General features: G+C 65.9%; 13 protein-coding genes. 7 read left to right on the top strand and 6 right to left on the bottom strand.

All coding sequences use genetic code 11. The features are described 5' to 3' along the window. Positions 1–241 precede the first annotated feature (241 nt). The 7 genes from DVB37_RS06545 (at position 242) to DVB37_RS06515 (ending at position 8,656) form a co-directional block, all read left to right on the top strand. Positions 242–1,174: a 4-hydroxyproline epimerase gene (locus DVB37_RS06545; RefSeq protein WP_120154371.1), complete on the top strand. Its 933-nt coding sequence runs from the start codon at positions 242–244 to the stop codon at positions 1,172–1,174. A 109-nt stretch (positions 1,175–1,283) separates the two neighbouring features. Then, the gene (locus DVB37_RS06540; protein WP_120154369.1) at positions 1,284–2,408 is read left to right on the top strand and encodes an FAD-binding oxidoreductase; all 1,125 of its coding nucleotides are present in this window, start codon (positions 1,284–1,286) and stop codon (positions 2,406–2,408) included. Further along, positions 2,405–3,982, top strand: coding sequence for an FAD-dependent oxidoreductase (locus DVB37_RS06535; RefSeq protein ID WP_120154367.1), 1,578 nt, complete (start codon positions 2,405–2,407; stop codon positions 3,980–3,982). Before DVB37_RS06540 ends, DVB37_RS06535 begins: the two co-directional genes overlap by 4 nt. Positions 3,983–3,992: 10 nt before the next feature. Continuing rightward, complete coding sequence (locus tag DVB37_RS06530) at positions 3,993–4,862, top strand: inositol monophosphatase family protein (RefSeq protein ID WP_120154364.1); 870 nt, start codon at positions 3,993–3,995, stop codon at positions 4,860–4,862. Between the two features lie 42 nt (positions 4,863–4,904). Continuing rightward, positions 4,905–5,954, top strand: coding sequence for an ABC transporter ATP-binding protein (locus DVB37_RS06525; protein WP_046802681.1), 1,050 nt, complete (start codon positions 4,905–4,907; stop codon positions 5,952–5,954). Further along, the gene (locus tag DVB37_RS06520; protein ID WP_120154362.1) at positions 5,951–7,600 is read left to right on the top strand and encodes an iron ABC transporter permease; all 1,650 of its coding nucleotides are present in this window, start codon (positions 5,951–5,953) and stop codon (positions 7,598–7,600) included. The genes DVB37_RS06525 and DVB37_RS06520 overlap by 4 nt, the downstream gene beginning before the upstream one ends. 36 nt (positions 7,601–7,636) lie before the next feature. After that, positions 7,637–8,656, top strand: coding sequence for an extracellular solute-binding protein (locus tag DVB37_RS06515; protein ID WP_052945919.1), 1,020 nt, complete (start codon positions 7,637–7,639; stop codon positions 8,654–8,656). A 121-nt stretch (positions 8,657–8,777) separates the two neighbouring features. On the opposite strand, the gene DVB37_RS06510 is transcribed toward DVB37_RS06515, so the two are convergent. The 6 genes from DVB37_RS06510 to odhB form a co-directional block, all read right to left on the bottom strand. Further along, positions 8,778–11,192 carry a TonB-dependent siderophore receptor gene (locus DVB37_RS06510; RefSeq protein ID WP_240434130.1) on the bottom strand — a complete coding sequence of 805 codons (2,415 nt, stop codon included), beginning with the start codon at positions 11,190–11,192 and terminating at the stop codon, positions 8,778–8,780. Between the two features lie 183 nt (positions 11,193–11,375). Next, entirely contained in the window at positions 11,376–12,347 is a 972-nt protein-coding gene (locus DVB37_RS06505; protein WP_120154358.1) for a FecR domain-containing protein, read from the bottom strand. Then, positions 12,340–12,873 carry a sigma-70 family RNA polymerase sigma factor gene (locus DVB37_RS06500; protein WP_120154356.1) on the bottom strand — a complete coding sequence of 178 codons (534 nt, stop codon included), beginning with the start codon at positions 12,871–12,873 and terminating at the stop codon, positions 12,340–12,342. Before DVB37_RS06500 ends, DVB37_RS06505 begins: the two co-directional genes overlap by 8 nt. Positions 12,874–12,984: 111 nt before the next feature. Beyond that, a complete protein-coding gene (gene zapE / locus DVB37_RS06495) occupies positions 12,985–14,076 on the bottom strand; it encodes a cell division protein ZapE (RefSeq protein WP_046802676.1) in 1,092 nt (363 codons plus the stop codon). A gap of 79 nt (positions 14,077–14,155) precedes the next feature. Further along, positions 14,156–15,583: a dihydrolipoyl dehydrogenase gene (gene lpdA / locus DVB37_RS06490; RefSeq protein ID WP_046802675.1), complete on the bottom strand. Its 1,428-nt coding sequence runs from the start codon at positions 15,581–15,583 to the stop codon at positions 14,156–14,158. A 129-nt stretch (positions 15,584–15,712) separates the two neighbouring features. After that, on the bottom strand, positions 15,713–16,948 hold the full coding sequence (odhB, locus tag DVB37_RS06485; RefSeq protein WP_046802674.1) for a 2-oxoglutarate dehydrogenase complex dihydrolipoyllysine-residue succinyltransferase: 1,236 nt from the start codon (positions 16,946–16,948) through the stop codon (positions 15,713–15,715).

The following is a 16,948-nucleotide window of genomic DNA, read 5'->3' as shown; positions in this document are numbered from 1 at the left end:
CTCCGTCCGATGACATCCAGGAATTACCTGCAATGTCATGGAGTTATCGCTGAATCGCCAAGTGAAAAATTGCGTGGCGTTGCGGTCTCTACGACACGACGCCACGCGTTTAATTGCCTAGACTAGCCCGTTCGCTTGTTCGTTCGCTTGTTCGTTCGCTTCTTGTTCGTCCGCCGGCAAGCCACGGCTTGCCGGACCGCTTTCTCGCTGCACGTCCACAACCTCTGCACAAGGCGCGTCAATGAATCAGATCCGTGTCATCGACTCCCACACCGGCGGTGAACCCACCCGGCTGGTCGTCTCCGGTTTTCCCGATCTGGGCGCCGGAGACATGGCGCAAAGGCAACGCCGCCTTGCCGACAAGCACGACGCATGGCGCGCGGCAACCGTCCTTGAACCCCGAGGCAGCGACGTCATGGTGGGCGCCTTGCTGTGCCCCCCACAAAACCCGGCCAATGCCGCCGGCGTGATCTTCTTCAACAACGCTGGCTACCTGGGCATGTGCGGCCACGGCACCATCGGGCTGATCGCCACCTTGGCCTACCTGCGCCGCATCAAGCCCGGCGCGCACGGTATCGAAACGCCGGTGGGCACGATCCGCGCCACCCTGCACGAAGACGGCTCGGTCAGCGTGCGCAACGTACCCGCCTACCGGTTGCGCCAAGGCGTTTGCGTCGATGTACCCGAATACGGCAAGGTCATGGGCGACGTTGCCTGGGGCGGTAACTGGTTCTTCCTGGTCAGCCAGCACACGCAGCGCGTTGCGCCAGACAACCTTGACGCACTCACCGAGTACGCCTGGGCCATCCGCCAGGCGTTGCAGGCGTCGGGCATCACCGGCCGCGATGGCGCGGAAATCGACCACGTTGAACTGTTCGCCCCCGACCCCAACGCCGACAGCCGCAACTTCGTGCTGTGCCCGGGCAAAGCCTATGACCGCTCGCCGTGCGGCACCGGTACCAGCGCCAAGCTGGCCTGCCTGGCCGCGGACGGCAAGCTGGCCCCGGGGCAGATCTGGCGGCAGGCCAGCGTCATTGGCAGCACCTTTCAGGGCAGCTATGAACTGATGGAGGGGCAGATCATTCCCACCATCCGCGGGCGCGCGCACATCTGCGCCGAATCCACGTTGCTGATCCAGCCCGACGACCCCTTCGGCTGGGGCATCCGGCTTTGATCGCCGGCCGTTATTTGCTGCCCGTTATTCGCTGAACGCTGATCGCCGTTTGCTGATCGCTATCGCTAATCGCTAATCGCTAATCGCTAATCGCCACGGAAGCCTACGCATGCCACACCCCTCGAAGGACGTGCTGATCGTCGGCGCGGGCATTATCGGCGCTGCCTGTGCGCACCACTTGGCGGCTGCCGGCCTGTCGGTGCATGTGCTGGATGCCGGCCTGAAAGGGGCCACGCAGGCCGGCATGGGGCATCTGGTCGTCATGGACAGCGACCCCGCCGAACTCGCGCTGAGCAGCCTGTCGATGGACGCTTGGCGGCAATGGGGCCCGCGCATGAACGCAGCGGACCCCGCCTGCGCCTACACCGAATGCGGCACGCTGTGGGTCGCTGCCACTAGCGACGACATGACGGAAGCCGAACGCAAGCATGCGCGGCTTGTCCACCAGGGGGTAGCGGCCACGCTGCTTACCGCGCGTCAACTGGCCGATGCCGAACCATTCTTGCGCAGCGGCCTGGCCGGCGCGCTGCACGTACCCGGCGACGGCCTGGTGTACGCCCCCAACGCGGCGCGCTGGCTGTTGACGCATGCGCCACCCGGCGTGTCATTCGAGGCCGTCCGCGTCGACAAGATCGACGAGCAAGGCGCCATGCTGGCCGATGGCTCGCGGCGCAATGCCAAGGCCGTCGTGCTGGCGGCGGGCATGTTGGCCACCCACCTTTGCGACGACTTGCCCCTCGCACCCAAAAAAGGCCATCTGGCCATCACGGACCGCTACCCAACCGGCATCCGCCACCAACTGGTCGAGCTTGGCTACATGGCCAGCACCCAGCAGCGCGACGGGGCCGCCGTGGCATTCAATGTGCAGCCCCGTCCCACCGGGCAACTGCTGATCGGCTCTTCACGGCAGATCGGGCAAGCCGATTCCGACATCGATCCCATGGTGCTGGCCCGCATGCTCAAGCGGGCCATCGACTTCCTGCCGGGCCTGTCGGGCATGAACCTTATCCGCACCTGGACAGGCGTGCGTGCCGCCACACCCGACGGCCTGCCGCTGATTGGTCCGCATCCCACCCGCGCCGGGCTCTGGCTGGCCTTGGGCCATGAAGGCCTGGGCGTCACCACCGCGCCCGCCACCGCCGCCTTGCTGACCGCCCTGATGACCAACGCAACGCCGCCGCTGGCTGCCGCGCCCTTTGCACCATCCCGCTCATTTGACGAGGTAACGCCATGACGCATCCGCGAGACTCCGCCCGCCTTCGTATCCTGCTGGACGGCCGGCCGATGCGGGTGGAGCCGGGCAGCAGCGTCGCCGCCGCGTTGGCCGCCAGGTCGCCCGGCAACTCGCGCGTATCGGTGTCCGGCGAAAAACGCGCGGCATTCTGCGGCATGGGCGTCTGTCACGAATGCCGGGTCCTGGTCGATGGCCACCTGCGCCTGGCCTGCCAAGCCCGCTGCCACGAAGGCATGCGCGTGGACACGGTACTGGAGCACGGCACCCCGCCTGACGCCCCCCTTGCACAAGACGATGCCGCTAACGCCTGCGACCTGCTCATCATCGGCGCCGGGCCTGCGGGGATGTCCGCCGCGCTGGCAGCCGCGCCCAGCGGACGCGTCATTGTGCTGGTCGACGACAACGCCGCACCCGGCGGCCAGATCTGGCGTGATGGGCCAGGCGCCTCCGTGCCTGCCCTGGCCCGACGCCTGCGGGAACAACTGGCGCGATATTCGAATATCACGCTGCTTGGCGACACCCGTGTCATCGGCATGGCCGGCTTGCCCGGCCAACGGGCGCTGATGCTGGAGAATGCGCGCCAAGGTTGGGCGCAGCACTATGGCGCGCTGATCCTGTGCACCGGCGCTCGCGAGCTTCTGTTGCCGTTTCCCGGCTGGACCTTGCCTGGCGTGACCGGCGCGGGCGGCCTGCAAGCCTTGATAAAGGCGGGCGTAAGGCTGCGCGGCAAGCGCATCGTCATCGCCGGCACGGGCCCCTTGCTGCTTGCCGCGGCGCATGCCGCCCATCGGGCGGGCGCGCGCGTCGTGCGCATTGCCGAGCAAGCAGACTGGCGCGCCTTGCTGCGCTTTGGCTATCGCTTGCACCGCTGGCCCGCCAAGGCCGCGCAGGCCGCCGCGCTGTTCAACCCGCACTACCGAGCTTCCAGCCACGTGCTGGAAGCCACCGGCGATGGGCGCGTGCAACAGGTGCGGCTGCGCCGAGCCGACGGCGAAGAAACCATCGCCTGCCATCGCTTGGCCTGCGGCTTTGGCCTGGTGCCCAACATCAAGCTGGGCCAGATGCTGGGCTGCGACTTGGACACGCACGCAGGCCTGCAAGTGGATGACATGCAGCAAACCACCGTCCCGGGCATCTTCGCGGCAGGCGAATGCACGGGCATCGGCGGCAACGAACGCGCCCGGGTACAGGGCGCGCGCGCCGGCCATGCGGCGGTGGGCGAACTTACCCAGGCCGCGCGCCTGTCGAACGATCTTGCACGTTGGCAGGAATTCGCCGACGCACTGCGCACCCCCTTCGCGCTACGCGCGCCGCTGTTGTCCCTGGCACGCCCCGACACCCTGATTTGCCGATGCGAAGACGTGCCGCAGTCCGCGCTTGCGGCGCATCAAAACTGGACCGACGCCAAGCTGCACACGCGTTGCGGCATGGGCGCCTGCCAGGGCCGCATCTGCGGCGCCGCCACCCAAGCGCTTTATGGCTGGCAGCCCTTACCCCCGCGGCATCTGCTTGCGCCCGCCCGCATCGACACGCTGGCGGCCCTCGCGTCCTCATCCGGCAATTCGCTCGACTAAGGAAACCTTCATGACGAACACCCTGGACGCCCACATCGCGTTTGCGCAAGGCTTGGCTGACGAGGCGCGGAAAATGTACGCGCCGTACCTGCGCGACTCTGTCTACGCCGATAGCGGCAATGCCAGCGCCAGTGCCGACGCCAGTGCCAGCGCCGACGCCGCCACACCCCGCCTGCCGCGCACGGAAATCAAACCGGACCGCAGCCTGGTCACCGCCCTTGACCAGGCCATCGAAGCGCACCTGCGCGAGCGCATTGAAGCCGCCTACCCGCAACACGGCATCTACGGAGAAGAAGGTGGCACCGTCCGGCTGGACGCCGAGTATGTCTGGGTGCTTGACCCCATCGACGGTACCGCGCCCTTTCTTGCCGGCGTGCCGGTCTTCGGCACCTTGATCGCGCTTATGCAGCGCGGCACGCCGGTGCTGGGCGTCATGGATTTCCCCGCCACGGGCGACCGCTGGGTCGGCGCTGCCGGACGCCCCACCCTGCATCACGGCGTGCCCTGCCACACGCGCGCCTGCGGCCAACTGGGCGATGCGATGCTCAGCACCAGCAACCCGGACTTTTACGCGCCCGACGAGCTTCCCGCCTTCCAGGCGCTGCGGGAACGTACCCGCTGGCGCATCTACGGCGGATGCTGCCTGGCGTATGGGCTGCTGGCCGCCGGCCGCACCGACATCGCCATCGACGCCCGCCTGGCGCTTTACGACTACGCGCCTTTCATCCCCGTCATCCAGGGCGCCGGGGGCGTCATTACCGACTGGAACGGCCGGCCGCTCGGGCTGGACAACCCGGCGTCGCGCATCCTGGCCGCGGGCGACCCGGAACGCCATCGGCAAGCCCTGCAGCTGGTGCGCCACGCAATGGCAATGGATTGATTCTTCCACCCCAACACTTGCACGCATCAGGAGCCCCCGGGCATGGACATCCGCATTGAAAAACTCTGCATTTCGTACGGCGATCAGCGCGTCATCGACGGCCTGAGCCTGGATATTCCTCCCGGCGCCTTTTTTACCTTGCTGGGGCCCAGCGGCTGCGGCAAGACCACCCTGCTGCGCGCCATCGCGGGATTCACGCCCATTGCATCCGGCCACCTGCGTTTCGGCGGCAAGGACGTGACCCGCCTGCCCGCGCACCAACGCAACATCGGCATGGTGTTCCAGGACTACGCACTGTTTCCCAACCGCAGCGTGTTCGACAACGCGGCCTACGGGTTGCGCGCAAGAAAGGTGGCGTCCGCCCAGATCCAGCAGCGGGTGACCGCGGCATTGGAACGGGTGGGCCTGGGGCAATACGCGGCAAGACTACCCGCCGAATTGTCCGGCGGACAGCGGCAGCGCGTCGCGCTTGCACGCGCGCTGGTCATCCAGCCGCAGGTGCTGCTGATGGATGAACCGCTTTCCAACCTGGACGCCAAGCTGCGCATCCAGGTACGCCAGACCATCGCCGAGCTCCAGCGCGAGGCCGGCATCACCACCGTCTTTGTCACCCACGATCAGGAAGAAGCGCTGGCGCTATCCGACCAGATCGCCGTCATGCAGCAGGGCCGCGTGGCGCAGTTGGGCACGCCGCGCGACATCTACAGCCAGCCGGCCAGCGGCTACGTGGCGGACTTCATCGGTGCGGCCAACCTGCTGCCCGTGCAATGCCACGCGCATGAGATCGGGCCCGTCCGCTTGCAGGTCGATGGACACCCCGTGGCCGCGCATGCCCCGGTGCCCGTGACGGGCCAGGCCGTTCTGGTGGCGCGCCCCGAAGACATCCTGCTGTCCACCACCGCCGGGGCCGGCGTGCCCGCGCGGATCCTGACGCAGCAGTACCTGGGCATCAAGACAAACTACCGCGTCGAACTGCCCAGCGGCCGCCATATGAACGTGGACGTGCACGGCGACCCGATCGCGGCGCTGGCACGAGGAACCGAGGTGGACCTGGTGTTCAACCCGCAAAAAACCCTGGTCTTGGCATCATGAAGCGCCTGGTCCCCATTCTGCGGTCGCCCTGGACGTGGTTGTCGCTGGCGGTGCTGGCCGTGTTGCTGGTATTCCTGGTGTGGCCCGTGCTGAACATCCTGTCGGCCAGCGTGCTGGCCCGCAACGACGAAGGCCTGTCCGGCTGGCAGATCATGCTGGCGGATCCGCGTTATGTGCGCGCCATCGGCAACACCTTGCTGCTGGGCGCCGGCGTCACGCTGCTGGCCGCCGCCATCGGCGTGCCGCTGGCCTACCTGACCGCGCGACACCGCTATCCCGGCAAGGCCTTGGTGTCGATCCTGCCCTTGATCACGCTCATCATTCCCGAAGTCATCGGGGCGCAAACCTGGCTGATGATCCTGGGCAACAACGGCGTGCTGACGCGCGCGCTGCGCGACGGCCTGGGGCTGGACCCGCCGTCGTTCTACGGCTGGCCGGGCTTGCTGACCGTCATGACGTTCACGTATTACGCGTACATCTACATAGGCACGCTGGCCGCTATCCGTGGCTTTGATGCGCAGCTTGAAGAGGCCGCCCAAAGCCTGGGTACGTCGCCGCCGATATCGCGCCTGAAGGTAATGGCCCCCGTCGTGCTGCCCGCCGTGCTGGCCAGCGCGCTGCTTGTCTTCACCATGGTGGTGGGCAATTTCGCCACGTCGATGATTCTCGGGCATCGGGTCGAACTGCTGTCGGTATTGACCTATCAGGCGTCCGTGTCCGAAACCGGCAGCGACCCGGTCATGCAAAGCACGCTGGCCACCACATCGATTGCCCTGGTGATGCTGGCCCTGTTCCTGCAACGCTGGATCGTGTCGCGTGGCCGCTATGAAATCACGCAAGGGCGCGCCGCGCCCGAGACGCCGATACGCGGGCCGGGGCTGGCGATGGCGGGGGCGGCGCTGGCTGTGATGACGCTGTCCATGTTGCCGCTGGGCACCCTCGCCGTGGGCGCCTTCACGCGCGCGCACGGCCCGGTCATGCGTTGGGGTGAATGGACGCTTGCGCATCTGGAACGCGTGCTGATCAATGCCCCCGGCCCGGTGCTGAACTCCGTCTTGTTCGCCGGCGCCGCCACGCTGATCGCCATTGCCTTCAGCACGCTGGCCAGCTACCTCATCGTCAAGAAGCGCAATGTGTTGACGCCTTGGCTGGATTACCTCAGCTCGATTCCGTTGGCGCTGTCCGGCACGGTAATCGGCATCGGCCTATTGATGACCTTCGGCCATGGCGCGTTCGATTTGTCCGGCACCGCGTCATTGATCGTGCTGGCCTACATCGTGCGGCGGCTGCCGTTTGGCGTGCGCAACGCGTCGTCCACGCTGTTCAACCTGCCCGATTCCATCGAAGAGGCATCCATCAGCCTGGGAGTGCCGCCGCTGGCGTCCTTCTTGAAGGTGGTGCTGCCCTTGATGGCGCCCGCGATCGCCGCGGCCGCCGTCCTGACCTGGACCACCACCGTCTCCGAACTGAGCGCGTCAGTCATTGTGTATTCGCCGGGCCATGAAACGCTGCCCATCCAGATTTTCCGCTTGATCGACAGCGGCCTCATGGCGCAGGCATCGGCCTATGGTCTGGTGCTGATCGCCGTGATTCTGGCGCCGGTGCTGCTGGCGACCCGTGTCTTCAATATCCGGCTCTTTGCCTGAGCCGGGCTCTTACACCTTACCCAACAAGGAACCGCCATGATCCAGCTTCCCTCTTTCAACCGCCGCCAGGTGCTCAAGCTGCTGGCCGTCACCGGAGGCATCGGCGCGCTGCCCGCCCAGGCGCTGGCGCAGCGGGCCGAAAAAGTCGTTCTGTACACCACCTTGAACGCGCAGTCCGTCGAGACCGCCAGCGATCTCGCGCGCGACCTGCTGCCCCATATCAAGCCCAGCACGGTGGCGGGCGGCAGCAGCCAGTTGCTGAAACGAATCGAGGCCGAAGCGGGCCAGCCCAAGGGCGATCTTTTCTGGACATCCAGCGCCAACGTCATGCACGGCTACCGCGCCTTGTTCGAGCCTTACCGCTCAAAGCACATCGCCGCGATTCCCGAACCCCTGCATGGCCCGGACGACCTCTGGATGGCCGCCAACCTGCACGTCGTGGTCGGCATGGTCAATGCGCGGCAGCTGTCCGGCCCCGCGCCCACCTCGTGGGCCGACCTGACCGACCGCCGCTTCAAAGGCAAGGTCATCATCGGCGACCCCGGCAACAGTTCCACAGCCTTTACCGCGTTGTGGGGCATCGAGCGTGTCCTGGGTACCGACGGCTTGCGGGCGCTGGCGCGCAACGTCAGCGTCTCCAGCGCGGCCTCGCATGTGGTTCGCAGCGTGGGCCAGGGGGAATACGCCGTGGGCATCACCTTCGAATCGACGGCGTATCCCTATGTGGCGGGCGGCCAGAAGGAAATCGGCATCATGTACCCGTCGGACGGCACCTTCACCGTGGCCGACAACATGGCCATGGTGAAGAACTCGCCCAACCCGCAGGCCGCCGGCCTGATGTACGACCTGCTGCTGTCGCGCGAGATGCAATTGGCATTGCTGCAAAACGCCTATCGCCGCCCCAGCCGCGACGACATCGACGTCAGCAAGCACCTGGACATGCCGCCGCTTGCCGACATCAAGATCGTGCCGGTCGATGAAGCCGAAGCTTCTGCCGGTCGCGAGGCCTTTCTTGCACGCTGGCGCGCGTTTGTCGCAGAGGCGCGCAGCGCCTGAGGCACGGTGCTTGAAACGCAGCCTCCGGGGTGCAGCCCCGGAAGTGCAGCCCCTGAAGTGCAGCGGGCGGGCCATCGGTCCGCCCGCTGCGGCGCAACCTGCCGCGCTTTGTACTCCCGGTTTACCAGCGATAACGCACGCTGGCCTTCACCGAACGCTGGTAACCGTACCAGCACCAGGACTCACCCAGGCACGACGCGACATACTCCTTGTCGAACAGGTTCTGCACGTTCAACGCCACTTGCATGCCCTTCAACGAAGGCGACACGCGGCCCAGGTCATAGTCCAGCATCAAGTCGAACAGCGTGACGGAAGGCACCTTGTAGGTATTGGCTTCGTCAACGAACGACGAGCCGATATAACGGACGCCGCCGCCCACGCCCATGCCCGCCAGCGGCCCCCCTTGCAGCTGGTAGCGTGCCCATGCGGACGCCTGTTGCGACGGTACGCCGGCCGGCGATTTACCTTTGAGGTTCAAGCCCGCCAGGTTCGGATTGGCCTTGGAATATTCGTTGTCCATCAGCGAATACGCTGCCACCAGCGTCAGGCCGCGCAGCGGCTCGCTCTTGGCTTCCAGCTCGATCCCCTGCGTGCGCAGCTCGCCCGCCTGGATCGAGCAGCGCCCGCCGGCCGTGCCGCACACGTGGGTGGGGTCCGGATCGGTTGTCGTCATGTTCTCGCGTCGGATATCGAAGGCGGCGAAGGTCAGCAACGTTGCGCTGCCCGGCGGCTGGTACTTGATGCCGACTTCGTATTGCTTGCCCTCGATGGGCTTGAACGGCACGTTTTGCCAACCCGTGCCCGACTGCGGCTCGAACGATTCCGAATAGCTGAAGTACGGCGCCACGCCATTATCGAAGTTGTAGATGACGCCCGCGCGGCCCGTGAACTTCTCGGCGGTCAGCGACGACGGGGTGACGCGGCCGCTGGAAATTGCCGTGGTTTCGCCGACGGTGCGGGCCCAGTCATAGCGCCCCCCCAATAACACCGACAGGCGGTCGATCTTGATCTGGTCCTGGAAGTACAAGCCGGCCTGGTACTGCCTGGACGTGGCATCCGACGAAAATGCCGGAGTGGCGATATGCTGTCGGTTATCCGGGTTCAACACGTACAGCGGCGGCGCGCTGCCCGATCCCGACAACGTGTCTGTCTTCACGTGCTGGTAGTCAAAGCCCAGCAACGCGGTGTGACCAAAGCTGCCGGTGTTGAAGCGGGCCTGCACATTGTTGTCGATGGTCAGTGCGCCCACGTCCACGTCCGTGGCGATCGCCGCGCGCTGCTGGTACAGATAGGTGCGGTCCGTATAGCCGTAGTTGTTCGTCATGGCGCCGTACACGCTGCGGTACTTGGCTTCGGAACGGGTCCAGCGCAGGCTTTGCGTGGCTTTGAACGTGTCGTTGAACCGATGGTCCAGCACGTAGCCCAATGAATAGCTCTTGCGGTCGCTCTTTTCGAAATTGGCGTCGCCATCGTAGTAATCCGCCGGCAGGCGGATGCCGTCCGGCGCCGACAACAGCGTACGCATGGACGACACGCTGCCGTACGAACCCATGTCCGGATCGCGCTGGAAATTGGTCAGCACGGTCAGCGAGGTATCGCCACTGGGCTTCCACGTGAAGGCCGGCGACACAAAATAGCGGCGCTCTTTGGTGTCCTTCACCTGGCCGTCCGACATATAGCCGGCGCCGACCAGGCGATACAAGAACTTGCCGTCTTCATCGACCGGCCCGCCAAAGTCGAAGTTGGCTCGGCCATAGTCGTAGTTGCCAACCTGCACCTCCACTTCGCGCAGCGTCTCTTCCAGCGGTCGCTTGCTGACCTGGTTCACCACGCCGCCCGGGCCTCCCTGGCCGTACATGACCGACGCCGGGCCCTTCAGCACGTCCACCCGTTCGAGGCGATAGGCATCGACTTGCGGCAGCGCATCGCGGCCACCAAATACGCGCAAGCCGTCCAGATAAGACGATGCGGAAAAGCCCCGCACATTGAACTGGTCCAGCCGCGTGGCAGTGGCGCCGCGCGATTCGGTCGCCACGCCGGCGGTGTATCGCAGCACCTGGTTGAGCGTCTGCGCGCCCTGCTCCGTGATCTGTTCGCGCGTAATGACCGACACCGATTGCGGCGTTTCAATCAGCGGTGTGTCGGTCTTGGTCGCGCTGACGCTGGCGCTGGCCACATAGCCCACCGTGGGCGCCAGCGCGCTTTCCGCCATGCCGGACACCGTCACCGGCGCCAGCACATGCGCGTCACCTGACGGCGAGGCAGGCGCGGGCACCAGCGTCCAGGTATTGCCGGATTGCGCACGCGCCTGCAGGCCGCTGCCCGACAAGACGCGCGCAAAGCCGGCGCCCACGGAATAGCCACCATTCAAACCGTCGGATCGCTGGCCGCGCACCAAAGCCGGATCGAACGACAGCACCACGCCAGCCGTGCGGGCGAACTGCGTCAACACATCGGCCAGCGCACCGGCGGGAATCTGGTAGCTGCGCTGCGCGTTGGCGGCGGCGGGCGCGGACTGAGCCCACGCACCGGGCATGCCCGCGGCAAGCGCGCCCGCGCAAGTGGCGGTCAGCACGGCCTTGCGGCCGGCCGTCAGTGTGGCGCGCAGGCGCGATTGAGATGAAGCAGACACGAAACTCTCCCTGTACGGTGATCTATCCCTGCCTTTCCGTACGGGAAGCAAAAACCTGCAAGACATCCGGCAAAAAAGTTGTAACGCTCAGATTTGCCGAGGATCGACCTGCAACCAATACTGCGTGTGCCGCGTGACCGTGATGGGCAGCGCGGGCTCAAGCGCCTTCAGCGCCCGTTCCGCATCGTCCAGCGGGAACACGCCCGACAGTTTCAGGGCGGCCACGGCGGGGTCCACGCGGATCACGCCCACGCGCTGGCGCGCCAGATAGCGCGCAAACGCGTCCAGCCGCCACTCCTTGGCCACCACCATGCCGTCCACCCAGGCCAACCGATCGGGGTCGACGGCGCTGCGCACGAGCTCGTCGGCGCCGGCGTCGGGGTCGGTGTAGGCCAGCCGCTCGCCGGCGTCGGCGTGCGTCCAGGCGCCCTGGCGCAGCAGTCCCACGCTGCCTTCGTACACGCCCAGGCGCAAGCCTGCGTCGGTGCGATGCAGATCGAACCGCGCGCGCTCGGCACGCAGTTCGCCATGGCCCGCGATCACGCGCAGCGCATCCACGCCCGCGCGCGGTTGCGTATTTACCAACATCTCGCCGCGCAGCAGGTCGATGCCGCGCGCGGCGCCCGACAGATGCAGGCGCACGGCGCTATCGCTGTTCAGCGTGATGGTCAGGCCGTCGGCCAGCGCCACGGTACGGCGTTCCCCCACGCGGGTGCTAAGGTCAGCCGCCAGGCGTTGCCAGGGCGTGTGCCGATAGCCTGCCCATCCGATGGCGGCCACGCCCGTCAGGCTCAGCAAGCCGCGCAATGCGTTGCGGCGGCCCCGGGAGCTTGGCGAGCTCAACGCGGCATGGGCCAACGCCGCCGGCACGCGGCGCGTATCGCGGCCGATGGCCTCCAGGCGATCCCAGGCTTGTCGATGGGCGGCATCCGCATCCAGCCACGCGCGGCAGGACTCGTGGTCCCGGGCATTCGCCACGCCACTTTGCAAGCGGGCCCACCAGGCAATGGCCTGGCGCACCACGGCATCCGGCGGGGCGCCTCGTGCGGCGTTATTCATAGAATGCGGCATAGCAGGCGGCCATCGCCCGCACCATGTACTGCTGAACGGAACTGAGCGATACGCCCAGACGCTGCGCGATGTCGGGATAGGTCAGCCCATCCAGCTGCGACATCAGAAATGCGGAACGCGCCTTGGGCGGCAAGCCGTCAAGCAGCCGGTCCAGACGCACCAGCGCTTGCAGTTGTTCGGCCTGTGTCTCGGGCGACGGGGCGTAAGCCTGCTCAAGCGTGGCCAGGTAGTTCAGATAAGCGTATTCCAGCGCGGCATGGCGCTGATGGTCCACAACCAGCCCCTTCGCGATCGTGGTCAGCAAGGCGCGTGCATCGGTCGCGCGCACCGCCTTGCGGCCCTGAATCACCCGGACAAAAACGTCCTGCGCCAGATCTTCGGCGCGATGCTCGCAGCCCAGCTTGCGGCGCAACCATCCAAACAGCCATGGCCGGTGCTCGCGATACAGCCCGTCAACTGGCGCGATCGCGGCGTCCGCGCACGTAGCCGGTGGGGAAAACAAAGAGGAAGACACAATTGAGACCGCGGTGCGGAACCTGAAGTGTCAAAATCTTAAGTGATAATGACTTGCATTACCAATGCTATGTACAAGCGGCTCGCCCCAGACGGGCCGCTTGCGGCATTACTACAACGTCGCCGTCAGGCGGCGCTCGGATTCCAGATATTCGCGCGATTGCATTTCAAGAATGCGCGAGACGGTGCGATGGAATTCGTTGGCCAGCGCCCCTTCCGTGTAGATCTCTTCGGGCTCGCACTCAGCCGACATGATGAGCTTGACGCGGTGGTCGTAGAACACGTCGATCAACCAGGTGAAGCGGCGCGCCTCGGATGCCTGGCGCGGGCCCATCCTGGGCACGCCCGACAGGATCACGGCGTGGAATCGGTTGGCCAATTCCAGGTAGTCGTTCTGCGAACGCGGGCCGCCGCAAAGCGTGGCGAAATCAAACCACACCACCGAACCGGCCAGCGCCACGGCGCGGATCTCGCGGTGCTCGATGTGCAGCAAGGGTTCCTGCGGCGGCGTATCGGCAAGGCTGTCGAACGCCTTCTTCAGCGCAGCCTGCGCGTGTTCGTCCAGCGGCGTGTGATAACACTGCACCTGCTCCAGCGAGCGGCGGCGGTAGTCCACGCCCGCGTCCACGTTCATCACGTCCATGCGCGACTGGATCAGCGCAATGGCGGGCAGCACGCGGTCGCGGTGCAGGCCGTCCGTGTACAAGGTGGACGGTTCGTAGTTGGACGTCATGATGAACGACGTGCCGTATTCAAACAGCTTGAGCAGCAGCCGATGCAGGATCATCGCGTCGGCCACGTCCGACACGTGGAACTCGTCAAAGCAGATCAGCCGGTAACGCTTGGCGACGCGCTTGGCCACTTCGTCCAGCGGGTCTTGCATGCCCTTTACTTCTTCCAGCTCGCGATGCACGCCGCGCATGAACTCGTGAAAGTGCAGGCGCGTCTTGCGCACCACGGGCACGGTCGCGTAGAAGGCGTCCATCAGGAAGCTCTTGCCGCGCCCCACCCCACCCCACAGATACACGCCACGCGGCACGTCGGGCCGGTTCAGCAGCTTTTTCAGGGCATTCGAGCGCATCGACTTGAACTTGACCCACTCGTCGTAATAGCGCTGCAAGCGGTCGATGGCCAGCTTTTGCGCGGCATCGGGCTTGTAGCCACGTTCGGCCAGGGCGTGTTCGTAGTATTCGAGGACGTTCATGGGGTTCAGCTCAAGCAACCAAAATGAAAAAAGGGCGGGTCCTTGAACCCGCCCCCTGTCTAGCTCAGGTCAAGGACGCTTAGAAATTCAGCGCGCGCTTGTCCACGGCCAGAGCGGCTTCCTTCACGGCTTCCGACAGCGTCGGGTGCGCGTGGCAGATGCGGGCGATGTCTTCGGCGGCGCCACGGAATTCCATGATGGTCACGGCTTCCGAGATCAGTTCCGAGGCCATCGGGCCCACGATGTGCACGCCCAGGACTTCGTCGGTCTTGGCATCGGCGATCACCTTGGCAAAACCGGTGGTGTCACCCAGGGCGCGCGCGCGGCCGTTGGCCAGGAACGGGAAGCTGCCGGCCTTGTACTCGCGACCTTCGGCCTTGAGCTGCTGCTCGGTCTTGCCGACCCAGGCAATTTCCGGCGACGTGTAGATCACCCACGGCACGGTGTCGAAGTTGACGTGGCCATGCTGGCCGGCGATGCGCTCGGCAACCGCCACGCCTTCTTCTTCGGCCTTGTGCGCCAGCATCGGGCCACGCACGACGTCACCCACTGCCCAGACGTTTTGCAGGTTGGTCTTGCAGTCGCCGTCCACGGCCACGAAGCCGCGTTCGTCCAGCTTCAAGCCCACGGCGTCGGCGTTCAGGCCGCCGGTGTAAGGCACGCGGCCGATCGAGACGATCAGCTTGTCGACCACCAGCTTTTGCTCGGCGCCCTTGGCGTCGACGTAAGGCACGGTCACCGACTTGGCGGTGGCCTTGATCTCGCCGATCTTCACACCCATCTGGATGTTCAGGCCTTGCTTGGTGAACGCCTTCAGCGCTTCCTTGGCCACCTGGCTGTCAGCGGCGGCCAGGAATTCCGGCATCGCTTCCAGGATGGTGACGTCGGAACCCAGGCGGCGCCACACGCTGCCCATTTCCAGGCCGATCACACCGGCGCCGATCACGCCCAGCGTCTTGGGGACGCCGCCGATGTTCAGCGCGCCGTCGTTGGACAGCACAACCTTTTCGTCGAACGGCAGGCCGGGCAGTTCGCGAGCCGACGAACCGGTCGCCACCACCACGTGCTTGGCCACCAGGTCTTCTTCGGCGGTGCCGGTGACCTTGATGGCCCAGCCGCCTTCCACTTGCCCGCTGAACGCGCCCTTGCCGTGGAAGAAGGTGACCTTGTTCTTCTTGAACAGGTACAGGATGCCGTCGTTGTTCTGCTTGACCACCGTGTTCTTGCGGCCGATCAGCGTATCGAGCTTCAGGCTGACGCCCTTGACTTCGATGCCGTGTTCGGCGAAGTGGTGATTGGCTTGTTCAAAGTGCTCGGACGATTGCAGCAACGCCTTGGACGGGATGCAGCCAACGTTGGTGCAGGTGCCGCCGGGAGCCGGGCCGCCTTGGCCGTTTTGCCAGGCGTCGATGCAAGCGACCGACATGCCCAGTTGGGCTGCGCGAATAGCGGCGATGTAGCCGCCAGGGCCTGCGCCGATCACGACGACGTCAAATTGTTTGGACATAGTGTTCTCGCGGATGAGTGTGGGGTGGAACACGCCCCGCCCGACGTTAGTGAGCCGGAGGCCGGCGCCAGGCCGGCCGGGGCGCCGCGATCCGGAAGGCCCGGAGCGGCGCCACGCGGGGCGTCGAGATTACAGGTCCAGCAACAGACGCTGCGGATCTTCCAGGGCGTCCTTCATGGCGACCAGGCCCAGCACGGCTTCGCGGCCGTCGATGATGCGGTGGTCATAGGACAGCGCCAGGTAATTCATCGGGCGGATGACGATCTGGCCGTTTTCGACAACAGCGCGATCCTTGGTGGCGTGCACGCCCAGGATGGCCGATTGCGGCGGGTTGATGATCGGGGTCGACAGCATCGAACCGAACACGCCACCGTTGGAGATCGAGAACGTACCGCCGGTCATTTCTTCAATGCCCAGCTTGCCGTCAGCGGCGCGGCGGCCGAAGTCGGCGATGGTCTTTTCGATTTCAGCGATGGACAGCTGGTCGGCGTTGCGCAGGATCGGCACCACCAGGCCACGCGGGCTGCCGACAGCGATACCGATGTCGAAGTAGCCGTGATAGATGATGTCCTTGCCGTCGATCGAGGCGTTGATCAGCGGGTACTTCTTCAGGGCAGCCACGGCGGCCTTGACGAAGAACGACATGAAGCCCAGCTTGATGCCGTGTTCCTTTTCGAACTTGTCCTTGTACTTGCTACGCAGATCGATGACCGCTTGCATGTTCACTTCGTTGAACGTGGTCAGGATTGCGTTTTCTTGCTGCGATTGCAGCAGGCGCTCGGCGATGCGGGCGCGCAGGCGGCTCATCGGCACGCGCTGTTCCGGACGGCCGTCCAGCGACAGCGTGGTCGGGGCTGGAGCAGCCGGCGCCTTGGCCGGAGCGGCCTTGGCGGCAGGAGCGCCGGCGGCCAGGGCGTCGCCCTTGGTCACGCGGCCGTCGCGGCCGGTGCCCGACACGGAAGCGGCGTCAACGCCCTTCTCGGCCAGGATCTTGGCGGCGGCGGGCGATGCCACGCCGGCGGCAGCCGACGAAGCGGGCGCGGCGGCGGGTGCCGGGGCGGCAGCGGCTTGTTCAGCGGCCTTGGGGGCTTCGGCCGGGGCGGTCGCGGCGGCGGCGGCCTTGGCGGCGGTGTCGATGCGGGCCAGCACTTCGCCCGAGGTCACGGTGCTGCCATCGCCCTTGACGATTTCAGCCAGCACGCCCGAGGCGGGAGCCGGCACTTCCAGCACGACCTTGTCGGTTTCGACTTCGATCAGGATTTCGTCCGCTTCAACGGCAGCGCCCGGCTGCTTCTTCCAGGTCAGCAGGGTCGCTTCGGAGACGGATTCGGAAAGTTGGGGGACGACGACGTCGGTAATAGCCAT

It is taken from the genome of Achromobacter sp. B7 (assembly GCF_003600685.1).
GTDB lineage: Bacteria > Pseudomonadota > Gammaproteobacteria > Burkholderiales > Burkholderiaceae_B > Achromobacter > Achromobacter spanius_B.
Note: the sequence above shows the minus strand (reverse complement) of the source record. Positions and strands in the feature narration are given on the sequence as shown.